The sequence below is a fragment of the Streptomyces sp. genome (genome assembly GCF_035645055.1).
In the GTDB taxonomy this organism is placed as follows: Bacteria; Actinomycetota; Actinomycetes; order Streptomycetales; family Streptomycetaceae; genus Streptomyces.
The window spans coordinates 16,514-39,802 of the sequence record NZ_DASQNH010000073.1; the positions used below are offsets into that span (position 1 = coordinate 16,514).

Consider the following 23,289-nt stretch of genomic DNA (forward strand, 5'->3'; position numbering starts at 1 on the left):
GAGAACAGTCGGCGACCAACCATTAGCGGGAGGTCGGCATCGACCGGTAGTGTTCGACATTGCCGAACGGCGGCAGCGACGTCGCCGCTCGACGGTCGAAGGGGACGGAGGCAGGACGGCGATGGCACGGAACATCCAGTCGCTCGAGCGGGCGGCCGCGATGCTGCGACTGCTCGCGGGCGGCGAGCGGCGGCTGGGCCTGTCGGACATCGCCTCGGCCCTCGGTCTCGCCAAGGGCACCGCGCACGGCATCCTGCGCACCCTCCAGCAGGAGGGCTTCGTGGAGCAGGACGAGGCCTCCGGGCGCTATCAGCTGGGCGCGGAGCTGCTGCGCCTGGGCACCACCTATCTGGACGTGCACGAGCTGCGGGCCCGCGCCCTGGTCTGGACGGACGATCTGGCCCGCTCCAGCGGCGAGAGCGTCTATCTGGGCGTGCTGCACCAGCAGGGCGTGCTGATCGTCCACCACGTCTTCCGCCCGGACGACAGCCGGCAGGTGCTGGAGATCGGCGCCATGCAGCCGCTGCACTCCACGGCGCTCGGCAAGGTCCTGTCGGCGTACGACCCGGTCGCCCACAGCGAGGCCGTCGAGGCCGACCGCAAGGCCTTCACGGACCACACCGTCAGCGACCTGGTCCCCTTCGAGCAGATCCTCGACCTCACGCGCGCGCGTGGCTACGCGGCCGACGTGGAGGAGACCTGGGAGGGCGTGGCCTCGATCGCCGCCCCGATCCACGACCGGCGCCGGATGCCGGTCGGCGCGGTCGGCATCACCGGCGCGGTGGAGCGGGTGTGCCGGGACGGGGAACTGCGCCCGGAACTGATCGCCGCGGTGCGGGACTGCGCCCGCGCGGTGTCGCGGGATCTGGGCGCGGGCCGCTTCTGAGCGCACGGCCGGGGCGCGGGGCGCCTGACGGGCCGGTACGGCAAAGCTCAAAGCTCACCGGGACGCCGGACGGCGTTCCGGTGATCGCCGTACCCTGAGATCGAACAGGTACGGACAAATCGGGCACATCCTCCGCCCGACGCGGTATCGAAGATCCATAACCCACCGCGATCAATAACGATCGTATTTTCGATAACGGAACCCTTGACGCAGTGCGACCGCCCGACAAGACTCCCGTCCATCGGTCGGCATTGTCGAACACCTACCGGCAATACGCGCTAGAGTGTCACAACGCCAAGGGCCGGCATCGCTCTCATCCCCGAGGGCGCGGAACCTCCGTAGGGACACGGGGTTCGGCTTCCCCTGGACGAAGGACAAAGGAGTCGCGGGTGTCCAGCTCCGACATCTTCATCGGCGAGACCATCGGTACCGCCATACTCATCCTGCTCGGCGCCGGCGTTGTCGCCGCCGTCGTGCTGAAGGCCTCCAAGGCCCGTAACGCCGGCTGGCTCGCCATCACCTTCGGGTGGGGTTTCGCGGTGCTCACGGCGGTCTACATCTCGGCGCCCCTTTCCGGCGCCCATCTGAACCCGGCCGTCACGCTCGGTATCGCCATCAAGGACAACGACTGGAGCAACGTCCCCACCTACTTCGCGGGACAGCTGCTCGGCGCCATGATCGGTGCCGCCCTCGCCTGGGTGGCGTACTACGGCCAGTTCCACGCCCACCTCACGGACCGCGAGATCGTCGGCCCGGGCACCCAGTCCACCAAGGCCGTCGAGGCGCGGGAGGCCCAGGCCGGCCCGGTCCTCGGCGTCTTCTCCACCGGCCCCGAGATCCGCAACGTGGCGATGAACCTCGCCACCGAGATCATCGGCACCTTCGTGCTCGTCCTCGCGGTCCTCACCCAGGGCCTCAACGACAACGGCAACGGCCTCGGCACCCTCGGCGCGCTGATCACCGCGCTCGTCGTGGTCGCCATCGGTCTCTCGCTGGGCGGTCCCACGGGATACGCCATCAACCCGGCGCGCGACCTCGGCCCGCGCATCGTGCACGCGCTGCTCCCCCTGCCGAACAAGGGCGGCTCCGACTGGGGCTACGCCTGGATCCCGGTCGTCGGTCCGCTGATCGGCGGCGCGATCGCGGCAGGCCTGTACAAGCTGGCTTTCGTCTAGAGCTTCCGCTGAAGCATCAGCGCACCACAGCAGACCGTTTCCGTGAATCCCCAGGAGCACACCGTGACCGACGCGCACACCGCCGGCCCGTTCATCGCCGCCATCGACCAGGGCACGACCTCCTCGCGCTGCATCGTCTTCGACCGGGACGGCCGTATCGTCTCCGTCGACCAGAAGGAGCACGAGCAGATCTTCCCCAAGCCGGGCTGGGTCGAGCACAACGCCACCGAGATCTGGACCAACGTCCAGGAAGTCGTCGCCGGAGCCATCGAGAAGGCCGGCATCACCCGCGACGACATCAAGGCCATCGGCATCACCAACCAGCGCGAGACCACCGTGCTGTGGGACAGGAACACCGGTGAGCCGGTCCACAACGCCATCGTCTGGCAGGACACCCGCACCGACGCCCTCTGCAAGGAGCTGGGCCGCAACGTCGGCCAGGACCGCTTCCGCCGCGAGACCGGCCTGCCGCTGGCCTCCTACTTCGCCGGCCCCAAGGCCCGCTGGCTGCTGGACAACGTCGAGGGCCTGCGCGAGCGCGCCGAGGCCGGCGACATCCTCTTCGGCACCATGGACACCTGGGTCATCTGGAACCTGACCGGCGGTGTCGACGGCGGCAAGCACGTCACGGACGTCACCAACGCCTCCCGCACCATGCTGATGAACCTGCACACCATGCAGTGGGACGCGAAGATCGCCGAGTCCATCGGGGTCCCGGTCGCGATGCTCCCGGAGATCCGCTCCTCCGCCGAGGTGTACGGCGAGATCACCGGCGGCCGCCTCGGCGAGCTGCTCGGCGGCATCCCGGTCGCCTCCGCGCTCGGCGACCAGCAGGCGGCCCTGTTCGGCCAGACCTGCTTCTCCGAGGGCGAGACCAAGTCGACGTACGGCACCGGCACCTTCATGGTGATGAACACCGGTGACAAGCTCATCAACTCCTACAGCGGCCTGCTGACGACCGTCGGCTACCAGATCGGCGAGCAGAAGCCGGTCTACGCCCTGGAGGGCTCGATCGCCGTCACCGGCTCCCTGGTGCAGTGGATGCGCGACCAGATGGGCCTGATCTCCACCGCCGCCGAGATCGAGACGCTCGCGCTGTCGGTCGAGGACAACGGCGGCGCCTACTTCGTGCCCGCCTTCTCCGGTCTGTTCGCCCCGTACTGGCGCTCCGACGCCCGCGGTGTGATCGCCGGCCTGACCCGGTACGTCACCAAGGCGCACCTGGCCCGTGCCGTCCTGGAGGCCACCGCCTGGCAGACCCGCGAGATCGCGGACGCCATGACCAAGGACTCCGGCGTCGAGCTGGCCGCCCTCAAGGTCGACGGCGGCATGACCTCCAACAACCTGCTGATGCAGACCCTCGCCGACTTCGTGGACGCCCCCGTGGTGCGCCCGATGGTGGCCGAGACCACCTGCCTGGGCGCCGCCTACGCCGCCGGTCTCGCCGTCGGCTTCTGGAACAGCACCGACGACCTGCGCGCCAACTGGCGGCGGGCCGCCGAGTGGACCCCCCGCATGGACGCGGAGACCCGCGCCCGTGAGTACAAGAACTGGCTCAAGGCCGTCGAACGGACCATGGGCTGGCTCGAGGACGAGAACTGACCCGACCCCGGCTCGGGAGCGAGTTCTCAGCCGAGCTCTGATGAGGAGTAAGAACCCGACATGACCAGTCAGTCCACCCTGCAGTCCGTGCCCGCCCTCGGTACGCGCCCGGCTTCCGGCTCGAACCCGGGCCGTGCCGAGACCCGGGAACGGCTCGCCAAGGCGTCGTACGACCTTCTTGTGATCGGTGGCGGCATCCTGGGCATCTCCACCGCCTGGCACGCCGCGCAGTCCGGGCTCAGGGTGGCCCTGGTCGACGCCGGCGACTTCGCCGGTGCCACCTCCTCCGCCTCCTCCAAGCTGCTCCACGGCGGTCTGCGCTACCTGCAGACCGGCGCGGTGAAGCTGGTGGCGGAGAACCACTTCGAGCGCCGTGCGGTCTCCCGCCAGGTGGCCCCCCACCTGGCGAACCCGCTCACCTTCTACCTCCCCGTGTACAAGGGCGGGCCGCACGGCGCCGCGAAGCTCGGGGCCGGTGTCTTCGCGTACTCGATGCTGTCGGCCTTCGGCGACGGCGTGGGTCACCTGCTGAGCCCCGCGAAGGCCGCGGCGGACGTGCCCGAGCTGCGCACCGAGAATCTGAAGGCCGTGGCCGTGTACGGCGACGACCAGATGAACGACGCCCGTATGGCGCTGATGACGGTCCGCGCGGCCGTCGAGGCGGGTGCGGTCGTCCTCAACCACGCCGAGGTCACCGGCCTGCGCTTCACCAAGGGCCGGGTGACGGGTGCCGAGCTGAAGGACCGCCTGTCCGGTGACGAGTTCGGCGTCGACGCCCGTCTGGTGCTGAACGCGACCGGACCGTGGGTGGACCACCTGCGCCGGATGGAGGACCCGAAGGCCGCGCCGTCGATCCGTCTGTCGAAGGGCGCGCATCTGGTCCTGAAGCGGACCTCCCCGTGGAAGGCCGCGCTCGCCACCCCGATCGACAAGTACCGCATCACCTTCGCCCTCCCCTGGGAGGACATGCTCCTGCTGGGCACCACGGACGAGGAGTTCGAGGGTGACCCGGCGGACGTCGCGGTCAACGACAAGGACATAGCCCAGATCCTCGACGAGGCCGCGTTCTCCATTCGCGACCAGCAGCTGGACCGCGACCTGATCACCTACGCGTTCGCCGGCCTGCGGGTGCTGCCGGGCGGCCCCGGCGACACCGCGAAGGCCAAGCGCGAGACGGTCGTCACCGAGGGCCGGGGCGGCATGCTGTCCGTCGCGGGCGGCAAGTGGACCACCTTCCGGCACATCGGCCGTACGGTGATGAAGAAGCTGGAGGCGCTGCCGGGCCACCCGCTGGGCGAGGACTTCGAGCCGATCGCGTCGCTGCCGAAGAAGCTGCCGCTGCCGGGTGTCGCCAACCCGCGCGCGGTCGCCCACCGGCTGCTGGTCGACGGCCCGGCGCCGGGCCCGCGCATGGCGGCCGACACCGCCAGGCACCTGGCCACCCACTACGGCTCGCTGGCCTTCGACATCGCCCGCCTCGCCAACGACAACCCGGAGCTGGCCCGGCGTGTCCACCCGGACGCCCCGGAGATCTGGGCGCAGGTCGTCTGGGCCCGCGACCACGAGTGGGCGGAGACCGCGGACGACGTGCTGCGCCGCCGTACCACGCTGACCATCCGCGGCCTGGCCACGGACGAGGTCCGCGCGAAGGTCCAGGACCTGCTCGACGAGAAGTAGGCCTCGTGCCGGCCCCTCCCTGACCGCTGCCGGCACCCGAGGAACGGCCCCCTCCGCACCGGGGGGCCGGACCGGCGAAGGGGGCGGCTCCGCGCCGACGGAGCCGCCCCCTTCGCCATGCCCGCGCGGCTACAGCAGGGCGTCGCCGAGCAGGCGCCAGGCCGGGAGGGAGGAGGCGCCCGGTGCGGTGCCGATGACCTGGACGGCGACGTGGTCGGCGCCCGCCTCGACGTGGGCGCGCAGCTTGGCGGCGACGGCGTCCGGCTCGCCCCAGAAGACCAGGTCGTCGACGAGGCGGTCGCTGCCGCCGCCGGTGAGTTCGTCCTCCGTGTAGCCGAGCCTGCGGAACTTGGCGAGGTTGTAGGGGGTGTCGAGGTAGGGGTGCAGATGCTCGCGGGCGAGCGCGCGGGCCTTGTCCGGGTCGGTCTCCAGCAGGACGGCGTGCTCGACGCCGAGGAAGGCGTCCGGGCCGAGGATCGCGCGGGCATCGGCGGTGTGGGCCACGCTGACGTGGTAGGTGTGGGCCCCGGCCGTGCGGTCGCGGGCGAGTCCCAGCATCCTGGGGCCGTAGGCCGCGAGCAGGCGGCGCACGGGGGTCTTCGGCGCGGGGGCGTCCAGGGCGTCCATCTCGTCGAGGTAGGCGGCCATGGCGGCGAGGGGTTTGACACCGGGACGCGGCCGGCCGCCGAAGCCGAGGCCGAGGATGTGCCGGCCGGGGTGGGCGTCGGCGAGGAGGAGGGCTCCGGCCTGGGCCGCGGCGGCGTCGCGCGCCCAGATCTGGGCGATGCCGTTGACGATGTGGAGGCGTTCGGTGGCGGCGAGCAGATGGCCGGCGAGGGTGAGCGCCTCGCGCCGCCCCACCTCGGGGAACCACAGGGCCCGCCAGCCCCGTTCCTCCAGCTCCTGTACGGACTCGCGCATCCGCCCGGCGGGCTGGTGCTCGAAGTCGAAGGTGTAGATGCCGAACGTTCCCAGGTCCAGGCCGTCGATCCCGCTCATGGGTCCCCCTCGTGGTCGCTCGCTCGTGTGCGTTCATCCGTCCCGCACACATCGGAATATCGCAGATCTTCGATATGAAGCGCAACAGCCAAGCCCGGCGAGGCGAACGGCACTTCGGCGACTAGAGAGTGCGGCCCAGTTGCTCGACGAGCGCGGCGATGCGCCCCTCGTCCCGCTTGTAGTGGGTCCACTTGCCGATCCGGGTCGCCCGCACCAGGCCCGCCCGCTGCAACTCGGCCAGATACGCCGACACCGTCGACTGGGCCAGCCCGGCCTTGGCCTGGATGTGGCTCACGCACACCCCGACCTCCGCCGGGTCGGCGATGGCGGCCTCCATCGGGAAGTGGCGTTCGGGCTCCCGCAGCCACTGGAGCAGCTGCAACCGCACGGGGTTCGAGAGCGCGCGCAGCGCGTCGACCAGCTCCGGGTCCGGTGAGATCGCTGCGTCCGCCATGGCTCCGGAGTATAGGCGGCGGCCTCCATCACGACCGGAGTCATCCGAAGTCACCGCCGGACCCGGCCTGTCCCGCGACTCCCTGCGGGAGGCCGTACGGGCCTCGGCGCCAGGCGGTGCGGCGCATCCTGGGACCGGATACGCCGCCACGGCGCCGGCGGAGGCCCGTATCGGCGAACGGGGGCCGGACGCGCTCGCCGGCCGGCTGGACGCGCTCGGCGCCCCCCTGGTGGAAGAACTAGTCGCCACCGCCCCGGAGTTCCACCGGGACATCGCGCGGGCGTCCGGCAACGCGGTGTTGTGCGCCCGCTTCGACGGCCGGTCCGGGCCGGCCGCCCGGGCCCGGATCCGGCCCGGGCCTGGGCCACGGGACACATCGCGGAGACCGAACGACGCCTGCGGGACACTGTGGAGGCCACGGTGGACGAGAGGGGCTGACGGCTCGGACGGATCGCCGGGTGTTCCGCGGTGGCGATCGGGGCAGTGATCCGTTCACTCCCCCGTGCAAGGGGGCTGCGGGCGCCCGCGCCGCACGCCGTAAGGTTGGGACGTCAAGCGAGGGCACGTCGGAAGGAGGCACTGGGTGATCGAGCTGGAGGGGGTTCCCGAGCTGATCGACCCAGTCATGGTGGCCGCGTTCGAGGGCTGGAACGATGCCGGCGACGCCGCCTCCACCGCGGTCGCTCATCTGGAACGGGAATGGAAGGGCGAGGTCTTCGCGGCGCTGGACGCCGAGGACTACTACGACTTCCAGGTGAACCGCCCCACGGTGTTCATGGACGGGGGCGTGCGCAGGATCACGTGGCCGACGACCCGGCTGTCGGTGGTCCGGATCGGCGGCGAGAAGCCGCGCGACCTGGTGCTGGTGCGCGGGATCGAGCCGTCCATGCGCTGGCGCTCGTTCTGCAACGAGCTGCTGGGGTTCGCCCATGAGCTGGGCGTGGAGCTGGTGGTCATCCTGGGCGCCCTGCTCGGGGACACCCCGCACACACGTCCGGTCCCGATCAGCGGGACCACGTCCGATCCGGACCTGGCCCGCCGGATGGACCTGGAGGAGACCAAGTACGAGGGACCGACGGGCATCGTCGGCGTCCTCCAGGAGGCCTGCACCCACGCGGGCGTTCCGGCGGTCTCGCTCTGGGCGGCCGTACCGCACTACGTCTCGCAGCCGCCCAACCCGAAGGCGACGCTGGCGCTGCTGAACCGCCTGGAGGACCTGATCGACGTGCGCATCCCGCTGGGCGAGCTGCCCGAGGACGCGCGCGCCTGGCAGGTCGGCGTGGACCAGCTGGCCGCCGAGGACAGCGAGGTGGCCGAGTACGTGCAGACGCTGGAGGAGGCCCGGGACACCGCCGAGCTGCCGGAGGCGTCGGGCGAGGCGATCGCGCGCGAGTTCGAGCGGTATCTGCGGCGCCGGGACGGCGGCCGGGACGCTCCGGGGGACCGCACCCGCCCGCCGATGCCGCCGAAGCCGGGCACGGACGACGGGGAATCGCCGGAGGACTGAGCGGTTGTGGACGGAGGGCGGTGCGCATGTCCGCACCGCCCTTTCTCACACCCGGGCCACCGCCACCGCGTCGTAGTCGGTGTCCGGGGCCGGGGGCTCCACGTCGAAGCGCGCGGACGATCGTGCCGTGCCCGGTGGCCGGGCTCACCCGGCAGACGTCGCCGTTGGCGAGCGATCCGAAGTACGCGTACGGAGCCGCGCCGATGGCGATGCCCTCGGGCCGGAAACCGGCGGGCAGCGGTGAGCGGGCGGACCAGGCGGCGGGCCCGGTCCCGGCCGCGTGCGCGGTGGAGCCGAGCAGCGTCGTCCCGGTGAGGGCGGCGGTCGTGGTGAGGAGTCTGCGCCGGGGTACGTCACGGTCCCTGGGTGCCACGGTGCGTCCTGCCGTGAGGGCCGGACCGAACGGCCGGCCGAACGGTCAGCAAGACGCTTCCACCCCATCACAGGGCGGAGGGCACCCGCTCCTCGATTTCGTTCCCCGGCGGGCGAGTTGGCCCGGGGCGCCGCCGCTGCGGCGCCCCGGACGGCCGTCAGAGCGCCACGCCGAGCAGCGCGTCCACCGCGCGGGTGACGACACCGGGGGCGCCGGTGTCCTCGCCGCCCCGCGCGTGCTGGAGGTCGGCCCAGCGGTCCACGGCGGCCAGCGCGGCCGGGGCGTCGAGGTCGTTCGCCAGCGCCTCGCGGATCTCCTCGACCAGCGCGTCGGCGCTCGGCCCGTCGGGCCGGGAGACGGCGGACCGCCAGCGCTCCAGCCGGGCCTCGGCGTCCCGCAGCACCTGGTCGGTCCACTCCCAGTCGGCCCGGTAGTGGTGGGCGAGCAGGGAGAGCCGGATGGCGGCAGGGTCGACGCCGTCGCGGCGCAGCCGGGAGACGAAGACCAGGTTGCCCTTGGACTTCGACATCTTCTCGCCGTGCAGGGCGACCATGCCGGCGTGGACGTACGCCTTGGCCATGGGGAACTCGCCGGTCAGCACCTGGGCGTGCGAGGCGCCCATCTCGTGGTGCGGGAAGGCGAGGTCGGAGCCGCCGCCCTGGACGTCGAAGCCCATCCCGAGGTGGTCGAGGGCGATGGCGACGCACTCGATGTGCCAGCCGGGGCGGCCGGGGCCGAGCGTGCCGCCGTCCCAGCTGGGCTCGCCGGGCCGGGCGGCCATCCACAGCATGGGGTCGAGCGGGTTCTTCTTGCCCGGCCGGTCCGGGTCGCCGCCGCGCTCGGCGGAGAGCAGCCGCATCGCGGCGGCGTCCAGGTTCGAGACCCGGCCGAAGTGCGGGTCGGCCTCGACGGAGAAGTAGATGTCGCCTTCCAGCTCGTAGGCGGCGCCCATGTCCCGCAGCCGTTCCACCAGCGGCACGATGCCGGGTATGGCCTCGACCGCGCCGATGTAGTGCTGCGGCGGCAGCATCCGCAGGGCGGTCATGTCCTCGCGGAAGAGCGCGGTCTCCTTCTCCGCGAGCGCCACCCAGTCGATGTCGTCGCGCTGCGCCCGCTCCAGCAGCGGATCGTCGACATCGGTGACGTTCTGGATGTAGTGGACCTGCCGCTTGGTGTCCAGCCACACGCGCTGGACGAGGTCGAACGCGTTGTAGGTCGCCGCGTGACCGATGTGGGTCGCGTCGTACGGGGTGATGCCGCAGACGTAGATACGGGCGACGGGACCGGGATCGAGGGGGACCAGAGCGCCGGTCGCGGTGTCGTGGATCCTCAGGTCGCGGCCCTGACCAGGCAGGGCGGGGACCTCGGAAGCGGGCCAGGCATGCATGCCTTGAGCCTAACCGGACTGGAGTTCCGTATACGAACCGGACCAGGTCATATGGCCTGGAAGGCGCTCTTGCGGCGGCCCGGCCGATGTGCGTCCCCGGCGTTCCGGCCCCGGCGCGGTGGAGACGTCCGTCACACCGGCGGCCAGGGGATGGCCGGCCACTCGCCGCCCGGCTCGGGGTGGATCCTGGTGGTGAGCAGCGCGTCGACCCGCGCGCGCGTGGCGTCCAGTTCGGCCGGGGTGATCAGCCCGGCGAGGCGTTCGGCGAGCGCGGTGCCCTCCTTCAGCTGCTCCCGGAGCCCGCCGAGGACCGTGACGGCCTCCTCGGTGAGGGACTCCCCCGCCCAGCCCCACAGCAGGGTGCGCAGCTTGTTCTCGACGTTGAAGGTGACGCCGTGGTCGATGCCGTAGAGCCGTCCGCCGGCGGCGGGGAGCAGATGGCCGCCCTTGCGGTCGGCGTTGTTGATCACTGCGTCGAGCACGGCGAGCCGCCGCAGCCGCGTGTCGTCGGCGTGCACCAGCAGCGCGGTGCGTCCCTCCCCCACCTCGGCGAGGCCGATCGCCTTCCAGCCCGGCCCGGGCTCGTCCTCCTCGACCAGGGCCAGCAGCTCGGCGTCGGGGACGGCCTCGATCCACAGCTGGACCATGCCCTCGCCGTACGGGCCGTCGCGCAGCACGGTCGGCGGCACCAGGCCCCATCCGGTGGCCTCGGAGACCAGATAGGCGGCCACCTCGCGGGCGGCGAGCGTGCCGTCCGGGAAGTCCCACAGCGGGCGCTCCCCGGCGACCGGCTTGTAGACGCAGGCCGTCTCCTGCCCGTCGTGGGTCACCGTGCAGTACAGCGCCGCGTTGGAGGCGTCCCGGATGCGCCCGCGCACGGTCAGCTCGCCCTCGGCGAGCAGGTCCGCCGACGTCATGCTCCGCGGCGGTATCCGTTCTGGCGCGGACATACGTGTCCTTCCGGGTCGAGCGGCAGGCTGCACAGCGGGCAGGGCGGCCGGCCGGCGTTGACGACATCGAGAGCGCGCTTGGCGAAGGCTCTGGCCTGGGCGCCGGTCAGCCGCACCCGCAGCATGGGCGGGCCGTTCTCCTCGTCCTGGAGCAGCCGCTCCTCCGCCTCGGCCAGGTCCTCGTCGGAGTCGGCGTCCAGCTCCACCAGGGCCTGCGCCTCGACGATCATGCGCTGCTCCTCGCCGTCCCAGGCGAGGGCCATGGTGCCGACCCGGAACTCCTCCTCGACGGGGGTGTCCAGCGGGGCGGTGTCGGTGATCTCGGCGGGGGCGACGGCCGGCACGGCGGCACTGCCGCCGCTGCGCCGTACGACCTCGTCGAGGAGTTCGTCCATGCGCTCGGCGAGCGCGGCGACCTGCGTCTTCTCCAGCGCCACGCTGGTCACCCGGGAGCCGGCGGTGGCCTGGAGGAAGAAGGTACGGCGCCCGGGCAGTCCGACCGTGCCGGCCACGAAACGGTCCGGTGGGTCGTAGAGGAACACCTGACGGGACACGTCCTGTCTCCTGGAATCGTCTGGACTAGTGGATCGGCATCGACTGCGGACCGACTGACCGCTTCACCCTACTGCGGCCGACGATCACGGTGCGCCCGCACCACCCCCGACGGTCGCGTCCTCGGCCGGCGGCTCCTCGCGCGGCACCAGGGACGCGAAGTCGCCGGTGTCGCCGAGGCGGACGAGAAAGGGTCGCGTGCGGGTGTAACGGATCGCGGTGATGGAACACGGTTCCACACTGATCCGCTGGAAGAGGTCGAGATGAAGTCCGAGGGCGTCCGCGACGAGCGACTTGATGATGTCGCCGTGCGAACACATCAAGTACACCGCGTCGGGCCCGTGATCGCGCTCCACGCGCGCGTTCCACTCGCGTACGGCCTCGGCGGCGCGGGTGGCCATCGCGCGCATCGACTCGCCGCCGGGGAACTCGGCGGCCGACGGGTGCGCCTGCACGACCTCCATCAGCGGCTCGTCCTTCAGCTCGGCGAGCTTGCGGCCGGACCAGTCGCCGTAGTGGCACTCGCCGATGCGTTCGTCGGTGTGCGCGGTCAGGCCGGGGCGGGCGTCGAGCAGCGGCCGGATCGTCTCCTGGCAGCGCTCCAGGGGGCTGGTGACGGCCTCGGCGAGCGGTAGCGCGGCCAGCCGCGCGGGCAGGGCGGCGGCCTGCTCGGCGCCGCGCTCGTCGAGCCGCACGCCGGGCGTCCAGCCGGCGAGCAGTCCCTCGGTGTTGGCGGTGGAACGTCCGTGCCGGACGAGGATCAGCGTGGGCATGGCGCCCAGGGTAGGCGTACACGCCCAGGGTAGGCGTACACCCGCGTGCCGGGCGCAGTGGCCGGGCGGCGAAAGGAGAGAGCGCTCAGTGATCGTGGATTGCGCCATCTACCGGGACGGACATCGGACGGAGGGGCCCGAGGATTTCTCGGACGCCCTCGACGAGGCGCGGACCGGGGGCGGTTTCGTGTGGATCGGCCTGCACGAGCCGACCGAGCGGGAGTTCAGCCATGTCAGCGAGGAGTTCCGGCTGCATCCGCTGGCCGTCGAGGACGCCCTGAAGGCCCACCAGCGGCCCAAGCTGGAAGTGTACGACGACTCGCTGTTCCTGGTGCTGAAGCCGGTGGTGTACGAGCCGGAGAGCGACACGGTGTCCTCCGGGGAGGTCATGGTCTTCCTCGGCGACGGGTTCGTGGTGACCGTGCGGCACGGCGAGGGCGCCCCGCTGGCCGCCGTCCGGCGACGGCTGGAGCACGAGCCGGAGTTGCTGGGCAAGGGACCCACGGCGGTGCTCTACGCCATCGCCGACGCCACCGTCGACCACTATCTGGAGGTCGCGGGCGAGTTGCAGAACGACCTGGAGGAGCTGGAGACGGAGGTCTTCTCGCCGGACCAGGGCGGCTCGCGGCACACGGCGTCGCGGATCTACACCTTCAAGCGGCAGATCCTGGAGTTCCGCCGGGCCAGCGGCCCGCTGGCCCTGCCGATCACCCGGCTCGCGGGGAGCGGAACGTTCGACGGGACGGTGCCGTTCGTGAACGACAAGGCGCGCCCCTTCTTCCGGGACGTCCAGGACCACCTCACACGCGTGAACGAGTCCGTCGAGGGACTGGACCGGCTGGTGTCCGACGTGCTGTCGGCGCATCTCGCGCAGATGAGCGTGCGGCAGAACGACGACATGCGGAAGATCTCCGCGTGGGCGGCCATGGCCGCGGTCCCCACGATGATCGCGGGGATCTACGGCATGAACTTCGAGCACATGCCGGAGCTGCGCTGGACGTGGTCCTATCCGGCGGTGATCGTGACGATGGCCGTCCTGGAGGTCATGCTGTACCGGTTGTTCAAGGGGCGGGGGTGGCTGTGAGGGGCCCTCGGGCGAACTCCGGGGCCGCCGCCGCGGGGCCGCCGAGGGCGTCGCGGTGTTCCGGCGTCCGCAGCGGCACCATGCGCCGCCGGCCGCCGAGCCGTTCGTACGCGTGGACCGCGCGGATGCCGGCCGCGAGCACCGCGTACTCGGCCCTCGGCCGGCCCAGGACGCGGCCCGCGCTGGCCGTCACGGCGAGGCTGACGTCCCGGTGGACGCGGATCGCGGCGAGCGCGCCCGCCCGCCCGCAGGGTGTGCTGGATGATCCGGCCGTGGCCGGCGTGGGCGAGGCGGAGCAGTTCCTCGCGGCAGCAGGCGAGGTGGGTGTCCTCGTCGTCGGAGATCGTCCGTACCGCGCGGCCGGTGTCCGCGCCGCAACAGGTCTCTCGCGCGGCTCCGCCGGGAGAAGGACCGCCGGCGTGCGCCGAAGGCGTAACCGGGCGCGCGGCGGCGCGTTGTTCCGCGTGACGGCCGTGGCGGGGTAGACCCCCCGAGCCCCCACCACGGCCGCGGAAATCCTCTACGCCGCTCCCCTAGGCGAGGCCGGCCCGCTCCAGGGCCTCCGTGCCCGCCCGGAGCGAGGCGATCCGCTCGTCGAGCGTGAAGCCCGCGGGGGCGAGGGTGAGCGTGGTGACCCCGGCCTCGGCGTAGGCCTTCATCCGGTCGGCGATGCGGTCGACCGAACCGAGCAGGGTCGTCTTGTCGATCAGGTCGTGCGGGACGGCGGCCGCGGCGCCCTGCTTGTCGCCGGACAGGTACTTGTCCTGGATCTCGGCGGCTTCCCGCTCGTAGCCCATGCGCTGGGCGAGCCGGTTGTAGAAGTTCTGCTTGAAGCTGCCCATGCCGCCGACGTAGAGGGCGGTGTAGGGACGGAAGGTGTCGGCGAGGGCGGGGATGTCCTTGTCGTCGCCCACGGCGAGCGGAAGGGTCGGGCAGACGTCGAAGCCGTCGAGGGTCTTGCCGGCCTTCTCGCGGCCCGCGCGCAGGTGCTTGACCGCGGTCTCCTCCAGGTGGTCGGCGGAGGGGAAGATCAGCAGGGCGCCGTCGGCGATCTCGCCGGTCTGCTCCAGGTTCTTGGGGCCGATCGCGGCGATGTACAGCGGGATGTGCTCGCGCTGCGGGTGGACGGTGAGCTTGATGGGCTTGCCGGGGCCGCCGGGCAGGGGCAGCGTCCAGTGCTCGCCGTCGTGGGTGAGGCGTTCGCGGCTCATGGCCTTGCGGACGATCTCGACGTACTCGCGGGTGCGGGAGAGCGGCTTGTCGAACGTGACGCCGTACCAGCCCTCGGAGACCTGGGGGCCGGAGACGCCGAGGCCGAGGCGGAAGCGGCCGCCGGAGAGGGAGTCCAGGGTGGCGGCGGTCATCGCGGTCATCGCGGGCTGGCGGGCGGGGATCTGGAAGATGGCCGAGCCGACGTCGATCCGCGTGGTCTGGGCGGCGACCCAGCTGAGCACGGTCGCGGCGTCCGAGCCATAGGCCTCGGCGGCCCAGCAGACCGCGTAGCCGAGGCGGTCGGCCTCCTGGGCGACGGCGAGGTTGTCCGCGTCCATTCCGGCGCCCCAGTAGCCGAGGTTGATGCCGAGCTGCATGACCATCCCCTTACTGATCAGTAACGTCCCTTGTGGGGGTGACCCTACCGGGTGGGCGGCCGGGGCACGCGGGCCTGGCCGGGGGCAGGGAAATGGGTTGTCCACAGGCAACCCACGGCACCAGTTCTGGCCAGTAATCTCGGCGGACATGGAGCAGAGGCATCTCGGCCGCACCGGCCTGCGCGTGTCCCGTATCGGCCTTGGCACCCTGACCTGGGGCCGGGACACGGACGAGCATGACGCCGCGGACCTCCTGAAGACGTTCTGGGAGGCCGGCGGGACGCTCGTCGACACGGCGGACGTGTACGGGAACGGGGAGGCCGAATATCTGCTGGGACGTCTGATGGACGGGCTGGTGCCGCGGCGGGACCTGGTCATCTCCACCAAGGCCGGCAGCGTGCCCGATCCCGACCGGCGGTTCGACGGGTCGCGCGGGCACCTGCTGGCCGCGCTCGACGCCTCTCTCGCGCGGCTGGGAACCGACTACGTCGACCTGTGGCACATCCACGCCTTCGATCCCGCGACGCCGCTGGAGGAGACGCTTCAGGCGCTGGATCTCGCGGTCGGCAGCGGACGCGCGCGGTACGCCGGAGTGTCCAATTTCTGCGGGTGGCAGCTCGCCAAGGCGGCGACCTGGCAGCTGGCCGCGCCGGGTACGCGGACCCGGCTGGCCAGTACGCAGATGGAGTACTCGCTGCTCCAGCGCGGGGTCGAACGGGAGGTGCTGCCCGCGGCGATCGACCTGGGCATCGGGCTGCTCCCCTCCTCGCCGCTGGGGCGGGGCGTGCTGACCGGCAAGTACCGCGACGGCGTGCCCGCGGACTCGCGGGGCGCCTCCGATCACCTGGCGCCGTTCGTGGAGCCCTACCTCGACGACACGGCCGGCCGGATCGTCGACGCCGTCACGACGGCGGCCGACGGGCTCGCGGTGACGCCGTTGCAGGTGTCGCTCGCGTGGGTCCGGGACCGGCCCGGCGTGACCGCGCCGATCGTGGGCGCGCGCAACGCGCGGCAGCTCACGGCGGCATTGTCAGTGGAGGCGCTTAGTCTTCCTGACGAGATCTGCCGGGCGCTCGACGATGTGTCGGCGCCCGTGCACCGCTATCCCGATCACGACTGGAGCACGCTGTGAGCACGGAGCCGGAGACCACCGAGGACGCCGCGCAGGAGACGCCGGGCGCCGAGGCGGAGCGCGGCATCCCCGGGGACGAGGCCGAGGAGACGGCGGGGGCGCGGGGCTCCGGGACCGGGACCGAAGAGGAAGCGGGGGCGCGGGGCTCCGGGACCGGAACCGACGAGGGAGCTGGGACGCGGGACTCCGGGGCCGAGGGGGAGGGGGCCGGCGGGGTGCGGGCGGCCGAGGCCGACGTGGCTCACGCGTCCGATCCCGGTGGGGCCGACCCGGCACAGGTCGGTGGGGCCGACCCGGCTCACGCGGCCGATGCCGACGGGGCCGGCGGAGGGCGGTCGGCTGAGGCTGACGGGGCCGGCCCGGCGCAGGCCGAGGAGAGCGGCCCGGCGCAGGCTGAGGAGAGCGGCCCGGCGCAGGCTGAGGAAGGCGGCCCGGCTCACGCGTCCGGTGTCGGCGAGGCCGGCGGAACACCGTCGGCCGAGACGGACGGCGCCGAGGCGGCTCGGGTGTCCGAGGCCGAGGCGGAGCTGGCGGCGCAGCGGCTGGAACGGGAGCGGATCGAGCGGCGCAAGGCGGAGAAGAAGGGGCCCATCGAAGCCGGCACCAAGCTGAGCGGCAAGGCCGCCGATCTGCTCGCCGCCGTGCGGGCCGTGGAGAGCGGGGAGAAGCCCGTGTCCGCGGTGTTCGCCGAGCCCGAGACGGCGGTGCGGCGCCCGGCGCCGGAGCCGGTGCGGCGCACCCAGCCGGTGACCCCGGCGGTCGCCGCCGCGCCCGCCGCCGAGGCCGTGGACGCGGTCCGGCGGGTGCTGGCCGAGGGCGGTGCGCCCGGGGCGCTGGCGCCACAGGTCGCCGCCGCGCTGGGCGACGGTGCCGAGGAGCGGCTGCGGGCGGACCCGTGGCTGCTGCTGAGGGTCGGCGGGGTGCGCCCCGAGCAAGCCGACGGGTTCGCGCGGGCACTGCTCGGCGCGGAATGCGGACCCGACGACGAGCGGCGGCTGCGGGCGGTCACCGTCTGGCTGCTGGAGCAGGCCGCGCTGGCCGGGCACACCGCGCTGGAGATGACGGCGCTGACCGCCGCCCTGGCCCAGCGGGGCGTGCCCGATCCGGACGCGGCCGTGCAGAGCGCCCTGGCCGAGGGCGAGCTGCTGGCCTTCCAGGACGGGCTGGCGGAGCCGGCGGAGCCCGAGGAGGCGCCGGCGGGCGAGGAGGACGAGGCCGCGCCGGAGCCCGTGCGGGTGCTGGTCGGTCTGGAACGGTACGCGCTGGCCGAGGAGAGCCTGGCCGACGGTCTCGCGCGGCTGATCGACTCGGCGCCGAAGCAGGACGGTTCGGGGGCCGACTGGGAGCGGGCCGCCGCCGCGGCCCGGGGCTCCACCGCCGAGCTGGTCCGCGCGGTCGCCGGGCACGGCCTGGTGCTGCACACGGGCGGGGAGGCCGCGCGCGCCGAGGCCGCGGAGCTGCTCGACGCGGCGCGGGAGCTGGGCCTGCGGGCCTGGGCCGCCGTCCACAGCCCCCTGGGCCGGGGCCGGTTCGCGCCGCAGGCCCAGGTCGCCACCCTGGCGGGCCTGCTGTCCGGTGCCGAAGGTCCCGGGCGGGACGCCGACGGGGCGCTGGACCTGGATCTGCTGATCGTGCTCGACGCGCCGCAGCTGGACGTGGAGGCGGGCGCTTCGCTCGTCGAGTCCCTGCCGGACGGGGCCCGGCTGGTGCTGTCCGGAGACCCGGCGGTGCTGTGGTCGGCCGGTCCGGGCCGGGTCTTCGCCGATCTGCTGGCGGCGCGCCGGGTGCCGCAGATCGCCTCCCGGCGCCCGGATCCCGGTCCGCTGGGCGAGTTGGTGTCGGGGATCGGCATCGGCGAGCTGACCCAGGTCGACGCACCCGCCAAGGAGGTCGTGATCGTGCCGGTGCGGGACGCGGGCGAGGCCGTGCACCGGACGGTGCAGCTGGTCGCCGACTCGGTGCCGCGGGCGATCGGCGTGCCCGCCGAGGAGACGGTGGTCATCACGCCGGGGCACGGCGGCGCGGCCGGCACCCGCGTGCTGAACGCCGCGCTGAAGGAGCGGCTGAATCCCGGCCCCGGGCGCTTCGGCGGCTTCGATCCGGGCGACCGGGTCGCCTACTCCCCCGCGCCCGGCCGTACGCTCCCGGGACGTGTGGTCGGGGCCGACGCGGACGGGCTGCGGCTGTCGTGCGCCGGTGAGGCCGTCGTCGTCCCGCGTGAGCGGGTGGAGCAGTGCGTACGGCACGGCTGGGCGCTGACCGCGCACCAGGCGGTCGGGGGCCGGTGGCCCGCGGTGGTCGTGGTGCTGCCGGGCGACGCCGCCCAGACCCTCACCCGGCCCTGGGTGTACACCGCCTTCGGCCGTGCCGAGCGCCATCTGTCCGTGGTGCACGGCGTCGAGCAGGCCCTGCCGAGAGCCGTCGCCGAGGGTCTGGCCAAGCCGCGCACCACCCGCCTGCCCGACCTGCTGCGCCCGGCGGCGGACCCGGCCGAGTAGCCCGGCGGACACGGCACGGCGGCCACCGGGGCTTCCGGTGGCCGCCGTCGCGTCGGTCCTCTGCGTCGGTGCTCTGCGTCGGTGCTCTGCGTCAGTGCTGTGCCTCAGTGCTGTGGGTCAGCGATCCGCGTCCAGGGGCTCCAGATCCCCGTCCTCGTCTTCGTCCTCATCGAGGTCGACGCCGTCCGCGTCGTCGTCGAGGTCTTCGTCGAAGACCGCGCTGACGTCGAAGCGGCAGACCACCCGCGTCGGGTCCACGGAGTCGAACGGGGCGGACAGCCACTCGCCGGGTTCCGGGAGGTCGTCCGCGGCGGTCACCCACAGCGTGGAGTCGGCCTCCTCGAGACCGAACTCCTTGTGCCGGGAGGCGATCTCATCCGGTTCGAACTCGCCGAACAGGACACCCAGCGCCCCGTTGACGGTCTCCGCGGCGTCCCTGTCGGCGCCCCCGTCCGCCGCCTCGATCCGCTGGGCCTGCGCCAGCAGCCGCTGCGGTTCCGCCACGGCGTAGTCGCGGCGGATCAGCACACTGAGCGCACTCGGTTCCTCGGGCCCCGCGTAGGGCGGCAGGGAGTCGTCCGCGCCGGGGATCTCGAAGGGTGTGACCTCGTCGTAGCGGTCGTAGAGCAGTTCGTCGTACACCTCTGCGGCCGCGGCCAGCTGGTTGAACGCCTCGTAGACGGCCGGGTCGTCCTCCCCCGACCGGCGTTCGACCGCGGCGAGATGGCGGTCGAGCGCGGTCTTGACCGCCTCGGCGGCGGCGCGTACCTCGGCAGCGGTGGTGGGCTGCGCAGCATCAGACATACTGCAGACGCTATCCGTACCAGGCCCCAGCACGCACAATAGATGCGATGCCGGAATACGAATTTGTCGACGTGTACGTACCGCGCGGGGTCTCCCGCAAGGACGCCACACGTCTGCTGACGGACCATGCCGAGTACGGACACTGGGAGTTGCACCGCCTGAGCCTGCTGCGTGACGGCAGCCGCAAGGTGCGGCTGCGCCGGCGGATCATCCGCCAGGTACGGGCCACGTGGTGAGCTGAGAGCGAAGCGGAGCGGGCCCCGCCGGACGGCGGGGCCCGCTCCGCTCTTCTGGCGTGTGCGATGCGTCACGCCGAGGCGCGTGCCCTGCGGTAGAGGACGGTGCCCGCGAGCAACGCGCCCGCGCCGAGGGACGCGGCGGCCCCCATCGGCAGGCTGCTGCCGGTGTCCGCGAGCCGGCCCGTGGCCTCCGGCTGGGTGACGGACTGGGCGCCGGGCCGGTTGCCGGAGGCCGGGCCGTCACCGCCGGGAGTGCCGTCATCCGTCTCGGGCGGCGTGCCCGGGGTTCCGGGCTCCACCGGGTTGCCGGGGTTGCCGGGCTGCTCCGGCGTACCGGGCGGCGTCGTCCCGGGCGGGTCGGTCCCCGGCGGAGTCGTCCCCGGCGGGTTGGTGCCGGGCGGCGGCGTCCCGCCGCCGCCTCCCGGCGGGTCGGTGTGACCGCCGCTGCCGCCGTCGGCGCAGTCGTTGCCGAAGGCCGCGTTGCCGACGCCGATGACGCTGACGTTGTTGCCGCAGACGTTGACCGGCGCGTGGACCGGCACCTCCACGTGGTTGCCCGAGCCGACGCCGGGCGAGTCGGAGGTGTGACCGCCCGCGTGCGCGCCACCGGAGCCACCGGGGCCACTGTGGCCCCCGGAGTCTCCGTACCCGCCGGAGTCGCCGTGGCCGCCGGACGGGCCGCCGTCGCTGTGATGGCCGCACGAGTTGCCGGCCGCCGGGTTGAGCACCCCGACGACGTTCACGGTGTTGCCGCAGACGTTGACCGGTACATGCACCGGTGCCTGCACGGTGTTGCCGGACAGCACTCCTGGCGAGTGGGAGGCGGAGCCGCTCCCACTCGAGTGCGCCTGGGCGTGGCCGCCCGCGGCGGCGATCACCCCTGTCGCGGCCGCCACCGTCATCAGGCCCTTGCGGGTGGCCTGTCGCATTCTGAATCCCCTTCGACGTCGTGACAGAACCGGATCGTGAGAACCGGTCATGAGAAACCGGGAGAGCGATCGGCCCCGGAGCGCGTGGCGCGCGCTCCGGGGCCGAAGGGCTCAGACCCTCATGAGGCGAGGCCCGATGTCACTTGTTGATGCAGGTGTTGCCGAAGGCCGGGTTCAGCAGCCCGATCACGTCGACGGTGTTGCCGCAGGCGTTCACCGGGATGTGCACGGGCACCTGGACGACGTTGCCGGACACGACACCCGGGGACTGCACGGCGGCACCCTGGGCACCGGAGTGGGCGGCGGCCATGCCCGCGCCCGCGAGAACGAGTCCACCGGTGGCGGCGGCAGCGGCGACGACCTTCTTGAGCATTGTTCCTCCTAGTTGGCAATGCGATCCCAAGTTCCGGATCACACCTCCAGTAACGAGGAGGGAGTAATAGAGCTACGACCCTATGAGCGCATTCACCTGTCCCGGTTCACCGTCGTACGCGCGGGCGAAACGTGAAGTCTCGTTTCACCGGGGCAAATCAGGACGCGTCGAGGAACCTGTCGAGCACCCGGACGCCGAACTTCAGCCCGTCCACCGGGACCCGCTCGTCGACGCCGTGGAACATGCCGGCGAAGTCCAGCTCCGGCGGCAGCTGGAGCGGGGCGAAGCCGAAGCAGCGGATGCCGAGGTCGTCGAAGGACTTGGCGTCGGTGCCGCCGGAGAGCATGTAGGGCACGGCCCGCGCGATCGGGTCCTCGGCGCTCAGGGCGCTCTGCATGGCGTCCACGAGCCGGCCGTCGAAGTCGGTCTCCAGGGCCTTGTCGGCGTGCACGTCCTCCCGCTTCACGCGCGGACCGAGGATCCGGTCGAGATCGGCCAGGAACTCCTCCTCGTAGCCGGGCAGGAAGCGGCCGTCGACGTGCGCGGTGGCCTGGCCGGGGATGACGTTGACCTTGTAGCCGGCGCCGAGCATGGTGGGGGCCGCCGAGTTGCGCAGGGTGGTGCCGATCATCTTGGCGATGCCGCCCAGCCTGGCGAGCGTCTCGTCCATGTTCTCGGGGTCGAGTTCGGTGCCGAGCGCGTCGGACAGCTCGTCGAGGAAGGACCGCACGGTCTTGGTGACCCGGACCGGCCACTTGTGCCGGCCGAGCCGGGCGACCGCGTCGCACAGCTCGGTGATCGCGTTGTCGTCGTTGGTCATCGAGCCGTGGCCGGCCGTGCCCTCGACGGTGAGACGCATCCAGTGCATGCCCTTCTCGGCGGTCTCCACGAGGTAGAGCCGGAGCTTCTCGTTGACCGTGAAGGAGAAGCCGCCGACCTCGCCGATCGCCTCGGTGACGCCCTCGAAGAGGTCCGGGTGCCGGTCGACCAGGTAGCGGGCGCCGTAGGTACCGCCGGCCTCCTCGTCGGCGAGGAAGGCGAGCACGATGTCGCGCGGGGGCTTGCGGCCGCTGCGCAGCCGGTCGCGGACGACCGCGAGGGTCATCGCGTCCATGTCCTTCATGTCGACGGCTCCGCGCCCCCACACACAGCCGTCCGCGATCTCGCCGGAGAACGGGTGGTGGGTCCAGTCGTCGGCGTCGGCCGGAACGACGTCGAGGTGGCCGTGGAGGAGGAGGGCGGGCCTGGACGGGTCCGCGCCCTCGATCCGGGCCACGGTGGAGGCGCGGCCGGAGTGGGATTCGAAGATCTGCGGCTCCAGTCCCACCTCGGCCAGCTTGGCGGCCACGTACTCGGCCGCCTTGCGCTCGCCGGGGCCGGAGTGGTCGCCGTAGTTGCTGGTGTCGATCCGGATCAGCTCGCTGCAGAGGTCGACGACCTCGTCCTCGCTGGTGACGCCCTGGCCGGTGCCCGTCTGGCTCACGCTGCTTCCTCCCGCTGTCGCCGCTGGTGGTTCCCCCACATCCTCCTCCTTGGGTCCCCGGGGCCCAAGAGCGGACCCGGCCCGTCACACGCCGTTCACGCGAGACGGGCGCCGACCGGGGGTGATCAGCCACCTCCGAAAGCCTGGTAATGTTTACGTCGTCGCCGCGGGGGAAACCGCCCCGCACGACAGACACCTTGTCCGGGTGGCGGAATGGCAGACGCGCTAGCTTGAGGTGCTAGTGCCCTTAACGGGCGTGGGGGTTCAAGTCCCCCTCCGGACACCACCTTGTCGGCGGGACGGCTGGCGAACCCCGGGGCAGGTCGCACCCCGCGCTGATCTCACAAACATCCCCAGTCGTGCGGCTCGCTCGTCGGCACCGAGCCCCGAAAACTCCGGTGCCTCATGGACACCAGATCTTTCGCGGCTGCAGGCTTCGACGGCCCTCGTCGCCGTGGCTACGCCTCGCCTTCCTCGATGCCGCCTGGGTCGGCTTGACCCTCGCGCTCGTCACGCTCCGCCCACTCCAGCAGCTTCTCGATCGAGAACACCGCGTCGTCGATGCCTTCGTGCAGGTCACCGTTCTCGGCGAACCTGGCGGGCACCGTGGCGATCGTGCAGTCGTCCGGCTCGACCTCGTCGATCTCGTCCCACCGGATGGGGGTCGACACCGTGCCGCGCGCGTTTCCCCGCACCGAGTAGGCACTGGCGATGGTGTGGTCGCGCGCGTTCTGGTTGTAGTCGACGAAGACCAGGTGGGGGTCGCGGTCCCGACGCCACCACGTCGTCGTCACGTCCTGCGGTGCCCGTCTCTCGACCTCGC

At 72.5% G+C, this 23,289-nt stretch carries 20 protein-coding genes, 1 tRNA gene and 2 pseudogenes; 10 read left to right on the top strand and 13 right to left on the bottom strand.

Annotated features, from left to right (window positions below):
- Positions 1-121: 121 nt before the first annotated feature.
- From VE614_RS23985 to VE614_RS24000, 4 genes are all read left to right on the top strand, one after another.
- Complete coding sequence (locus VE614_RS23985) at positions 122-886, top strand: IclR family transcriptional regulator (RefSeq protein ID WP_324940857.1); 765 nt, start codon at positions 122-124, stop codon at positions 884-886.
- 389 nt (positions 887-1,275) lie between these two features.
- Entirely contained in the window at positions 1,276-2,061 is a 786-nt protein-coding gene (locus VE614_RS23990; protein ID WP_324940861.1) for an MIP/aquaporin family protein, read from the top strand.
- Between the two features lie 63 nt (positions 2,062-2,124).
- Positions 2,125-3,663 (top strand): glycerol kinase GlpK, encoded by a 1,539-nt coding sequence (glpK, locus tag VE614_RS23995; RefSeq protein WP_324940864.1) that lies wholly within the window; start codon positions 2,125-2,127, stop codon positions 3,661-3,663.
- Between the two features lie 60 nt (positions 3,664-3,723).
- Positions 3,724-5,340, top strand: a complete 1,617-nt coding sequence (locus VE614_RS24000; protein WP_324940867.1) for a glycerol-3-phosphate dehydrogenase/oxidase — start codon at positions 3,724-3,726, stop codon at positions 5,338-5,340.
- A gap of 129 nt (positions 5,341-5,469) precedes the next feature.
- Here VE614_RS24000 and VE614_RS24005 read toward each other — a convergent pair whose 3' ends face one another.
- Together VE614_RS24005 and VE614_RS24010 are read right to left on the bottom strand one after the other, a co-directional pair.
- Positions 5,470-6,339 (bottom strand): TIGR03620 family F420-dependent LLM class oxidoreductase, encoded by an 870-nt coding sequence (locus VE614_RS24005; protein ID WP_324940870.1) that lies wholly within the window; start codon positions 6,337-6,339, stop codon positions 5,470-5,472.
- Between the two features lie 121 nt (positions 6,340-6,460).
- Complete coding sequence (locus VE614_RS24010) at positions 6,461-6,793, bottom strand: metalloregulator ArsR/SmtB family transcription factor (protein ID WP_324940873.1); 333 nt, start codon at positions 6,791-6,793, stop codon at positions 6,461-6,463.
- Between the two features lie 583 nt (positions 6,794-7,376).
- Between VE614_RS24010 and VE614_RS24015 the strand changes: the two genes are divergently transcribed.
- Positions 7,377-8,300, top strand: coding sequence for a PAC2 family protein (locus VE614_RS24015; RefSeq protein WP_324940876.1), 924 nt, complete (start codon positions 7,377-7,379; stop codon positions 8,298-8,300).
- A 530-nt stretch (positions 8,301-8,830) separates the two neighbouring features.
- On the opposite strand, the gene mshC is transcribed toward VE614_RS24015, so the two are convergent.
- From mshC to VE614_RS24035, 4 genes are all read right to left on the bottom strand, one after another.
- On the bottom strand, positions 8,831-10,060 hold the full coding sequence (gene mshC, locus VE614_RS24020) for a cysteine--1-D-myo-inosityl 2-amino-2-deoxy-alpha-D-glucopyranoside ligase (RefSeq protein ID WP_324940879.1): 1,230 nt from the start codon (positions 10,058-10,060) through the stop codon (positions 8,831-8,833).
- Between the two features lie 131 nt (positions 10,061-10,191).
- Complete coding sequence (locus VE614_RS24025) at positions 10,192-11,010, bottom strand: SCO1664 family protein (RefSeq protein ID WP_414719634.1); 819 nt, start codon at positions 11,008-11,010, stop codon at positions 10,192-10,194.
- Entirely contained in the window at positions 10,974-11,564 is a 591-nt protein-coding gene (locus VE614_RS24030; protein WP_086170408.1) for a DUF3090 domain-containing protein, read from the bottom strand. Before VE614_RS24030 ends, VE614_RS24025 begins: the two co-directional genes overlap by 37 nt.
- Before the next feature lie 84 nt (positions 11,565-11,648).
- Positions 11,649-12,335 carry a histidine phosphatase family protein gene (locus VE614_RS24035; RefSeq protein WP_324940887.1) on the bottom strand — a complete coding sequence of 229 codons (687 nt, stop codon included), beginning with the start codon at positions 12,333-12,335 and terminating at the stop codon, positions 11,649-11,651.
- 88 nt (positions 12,336-12,423) lie between these two features.
- On the opposite strand from VE614_RS24035, the gene corA reads away from it, so the two are divergent.
- The gene (gene corA, locus VE614_RS24040; protein ID WP_324940890.1) at positions 12,424-13,419 is read left to right on the top strand and encodes a magnesium/cobalt transporter CorA; all 996 of its coding nucleotides are present in this window, start codon (positions 12,424-12,426) and stop codon (positions 13,417-13,419) included.
- On the opposite strand, the pseudogene VE614_RS24045 reads toward corA, so the two are convergent.
- Both VE614_RS24045 and VE614_RS24050 read right to left on the bottom strand, forming a co-directional pair.
- Positions 13,397-13,787 (bottom strand): annotated as a pseudogene (locus tag VE614_RS24045) (ferritin-like domain-containing protein); the annotation flags it as partial. The gene corA and the pseudogene VE614_RS24045 sit on opposite strands and share 23 nt — an antisense overlap.
- A gap of 165 nt (positions 13,788-13,952) precedes the next feature.
- Complete coding sequence (locus tag VE614_RS24050) at positions 13,953-15,008, bottom strand: LLM class F420-dependent oxidoreductase (RefSeq protein WP_324940893.1); 1,056 nt, start codon at positions 15,006-15,008, stop codon at positions 13,953-13,955.
- A 148-nt stretch (positions 15,009-15,156) separates the two neighbouring features.
- On the opposite strand from VE614_RS24050, the gene VE614_RS24055 reads away from it, so the two are divergent.
- Positions 15,157-16,140 carry an aldo/keto reductase gene (locus VE614_RS24055; RefSeq protein ID WP_324940896.1) on the top strand — a complete coding sequence of 328 codons (984 nt, stop codon included), beginning with the start codon at positions 15,157-15,159 and terminating at the stop codon, positions 16,138-16,140.
- Positions 16,137-18,638: a helix-hairpin-helix domain-containing protein gene (locus VE614_RS24060; protein ID WP_324940899.1), complete on the top strand. Its 2,502-nt coding sequence runs from the start codon at positions 16,137-16,139 to the stop codon at positions 18,636-18,638. The genes VE614_RS24055 and VE614_RS24060 overlap by 4 nt, the downstream gene beginning before the upstream one ends.
- Before the next feature lie 117 nt (positions 18,639-18,755).
- Here VE614_RS24060 and VE614_RS24065 read toward each other — a convergent pair whose 3' ends face one another.
- Complete coding sequence (locus VE614_RS24065; protein ID WP_324940902.1) at positions 18,756-19,442, bottom strand: hypothetical protein; 687 nt, start codon at positions 19,440-19,442, stop codon at positions 18,756-18,758.
- A gap of 47 nt (positions 19,443-19,489) precedes the next feature.
- On the opposite strand from VE614_RS24065, the gene VE614_RS24070 reads away from it, so the two are divergent.
- Positions 19,490-19,678 (top strand): DUF5703 family protein, encoded by a 189-nt coding sequence (locus VE614_RS24070; protein ID WP_324940905.1) that lies wholly within the window; start codon positions 19,490-19,492, stop codon positions 19,676-19,678.
- Positions 19,679-19,749: 71 nt separating this feature from the next.
- On the opposite strand, the gene VE614_RS24075 is transcribed toward VE614_RS24070, so the two are convergent.
- The 3 genes from VE614_RS24075 to VE614_RS24085 form a co-directional block, all read right to left on the bottom strand.
- Entirely contained in the window at positions 19,750-20,610 is an 861-nt protein-coding gene (locus VE614_RS24075) for a chaplin (RefSeq protein WP_324940908.1), read from the bottom strand.
- A 139-nt stretch (positions 20,611-20,749) separates the two neighbouring features.
- A complete protein-coding gene (gene chpH, locus VE614_RS24080) occupies positions 20,750-20,983 on the bottom strand; it encodes a chaplin ChpH (protein ID WP_324940911.1) in 234 nt (77 codons plus the stop codon).
- A gap of 157 nt (positions 20,984-21,140) precedes the next feature.
- Positions 21,141-22,466: a M20/M25/M40 family metallo-hydrolase gene (locus VE614_RS24085; RefSeq protein WP_324940913.1), complete on the bottom strand. Its 1,326-nt coding sequence runs from the start codon at positions 22,464-22,466 to the stop codon at positions 21,141-21,143.
- Between the two features lie 199 nt (positions 22,467-22,665).
- On the opposite strand from VE614_RS24085, the gene VE614_RS24090 reads away from it, so the two are divergent.
- Positions 22,666-22,752, top strand: a tRNA-Leu gene (locus VE614_RS24090).
- A 172-nt stretch (positions 22,753-22,924) separates the two neighbouring features.
- Here VE614_RS24090 and VE614_RS24095 read toward each other — a convergent pair.
- Positions 22,925-23,289 (bottom strand): annotated as a pseudogene (locus VE614_RS24095) (ATP-dependent DNA ligase); the annotation flags it as partial.

Excerpts from the sequence above, each read along its gene's own strand:
- VE614_RS24025 (WP_414719634.1), bottom strand. The coding sequence starts at position 11,010 with ATGTCCGCGCCAGAACGGATACCGCCGCGGAGCATGACGTCGGCGGAC.
- VE614_RS23985 (WP_324940857.1), top strand. The coding sequence starts at position 122 with ATGGCACGGAACATCCAGTCGCTCGAGCGGGCGGCCGCGATGCTGCGA.
- VE614_RS24065 (WP_324940902.1), bottom strand. The coding sequence starts at position 19,442 with ATGTCTGATGCTGCGCAGCCCACCACCGCTGCCGAGGTACGCGCCGCC.
- VE614_RS24055 (WP_324940896.1), top strand. The coding sequence starts at position 15,157 with ATGGAGCAGAGGCATCTCGGCCGCACCGGCCTGCGCGTGTCCCGTATC.
- chpH (WP_324940911.1), bottom strand. The coding sequence starts at position 20,983 with ATGCTCAAGAAGGTCGTCGCCGCTGCCGCCGCCACCGGTGGACTCGTT.
- VE614_RS24050 (WP_324940893.1), bottom strand. The coding sequence starts at position 15,008 with ATGCAGCTCGGCATCAACCTCGGCTACTGGGGCGCCGGAATGGACGCG.
- VE614_RS24010 (WP_324940873.1), bottom strand. The coding sequence starts at position 6,793 with ATGGCGGACGCAGCGATCTCACCGGACCCGGAGCTGGTCGACGCGCTG.
- VE614_RS24035 (WP_324940887.1), bottom strand. The coding sequence starts at position 12,335 with ATGCCCACGCTGATCCTCGTCCGGCACGGACGTTCCACCGCCAACACC.
- mshC (WP_324940879.1), bottom strand. The coding sequence starts at position 10,060 with ATGCATGCCTGGCCCGCTTCCGAGGTCCCCGCCCTGCCTGGTCAGGGC.
- VE614_RS24000 (WP_324940867.1), top strand. The coding sequence starts at position 3,724 with ATGACCAGTCAGTCCACCCTGCAGTCCGTGCCCGCCCTCGGTACGCGC.
- VE614_RS24075 (WP_324940908.1), bottom strand. The coding sequence starts at position 20,610 with ATGCGACAGGCCACCCGCAAGGGCCTGATGACGGTGGCGGCCGCGACA.
- VE614_RS24070 (WP_324940905.1), top strand. The coding sequence starts at position 19,490 with ATGCCGGAATACGAATTTGTCGACGTGTACGTACCGCGCGGGGTCTCC.
- VE614_RS24005 (WP_324940870.1), bottom strand. The coding sequence starts at position 6,339 with ATGAGCGGGATCGACGGCCTGGACCTGGGAACGTTCGGCATCTACACC.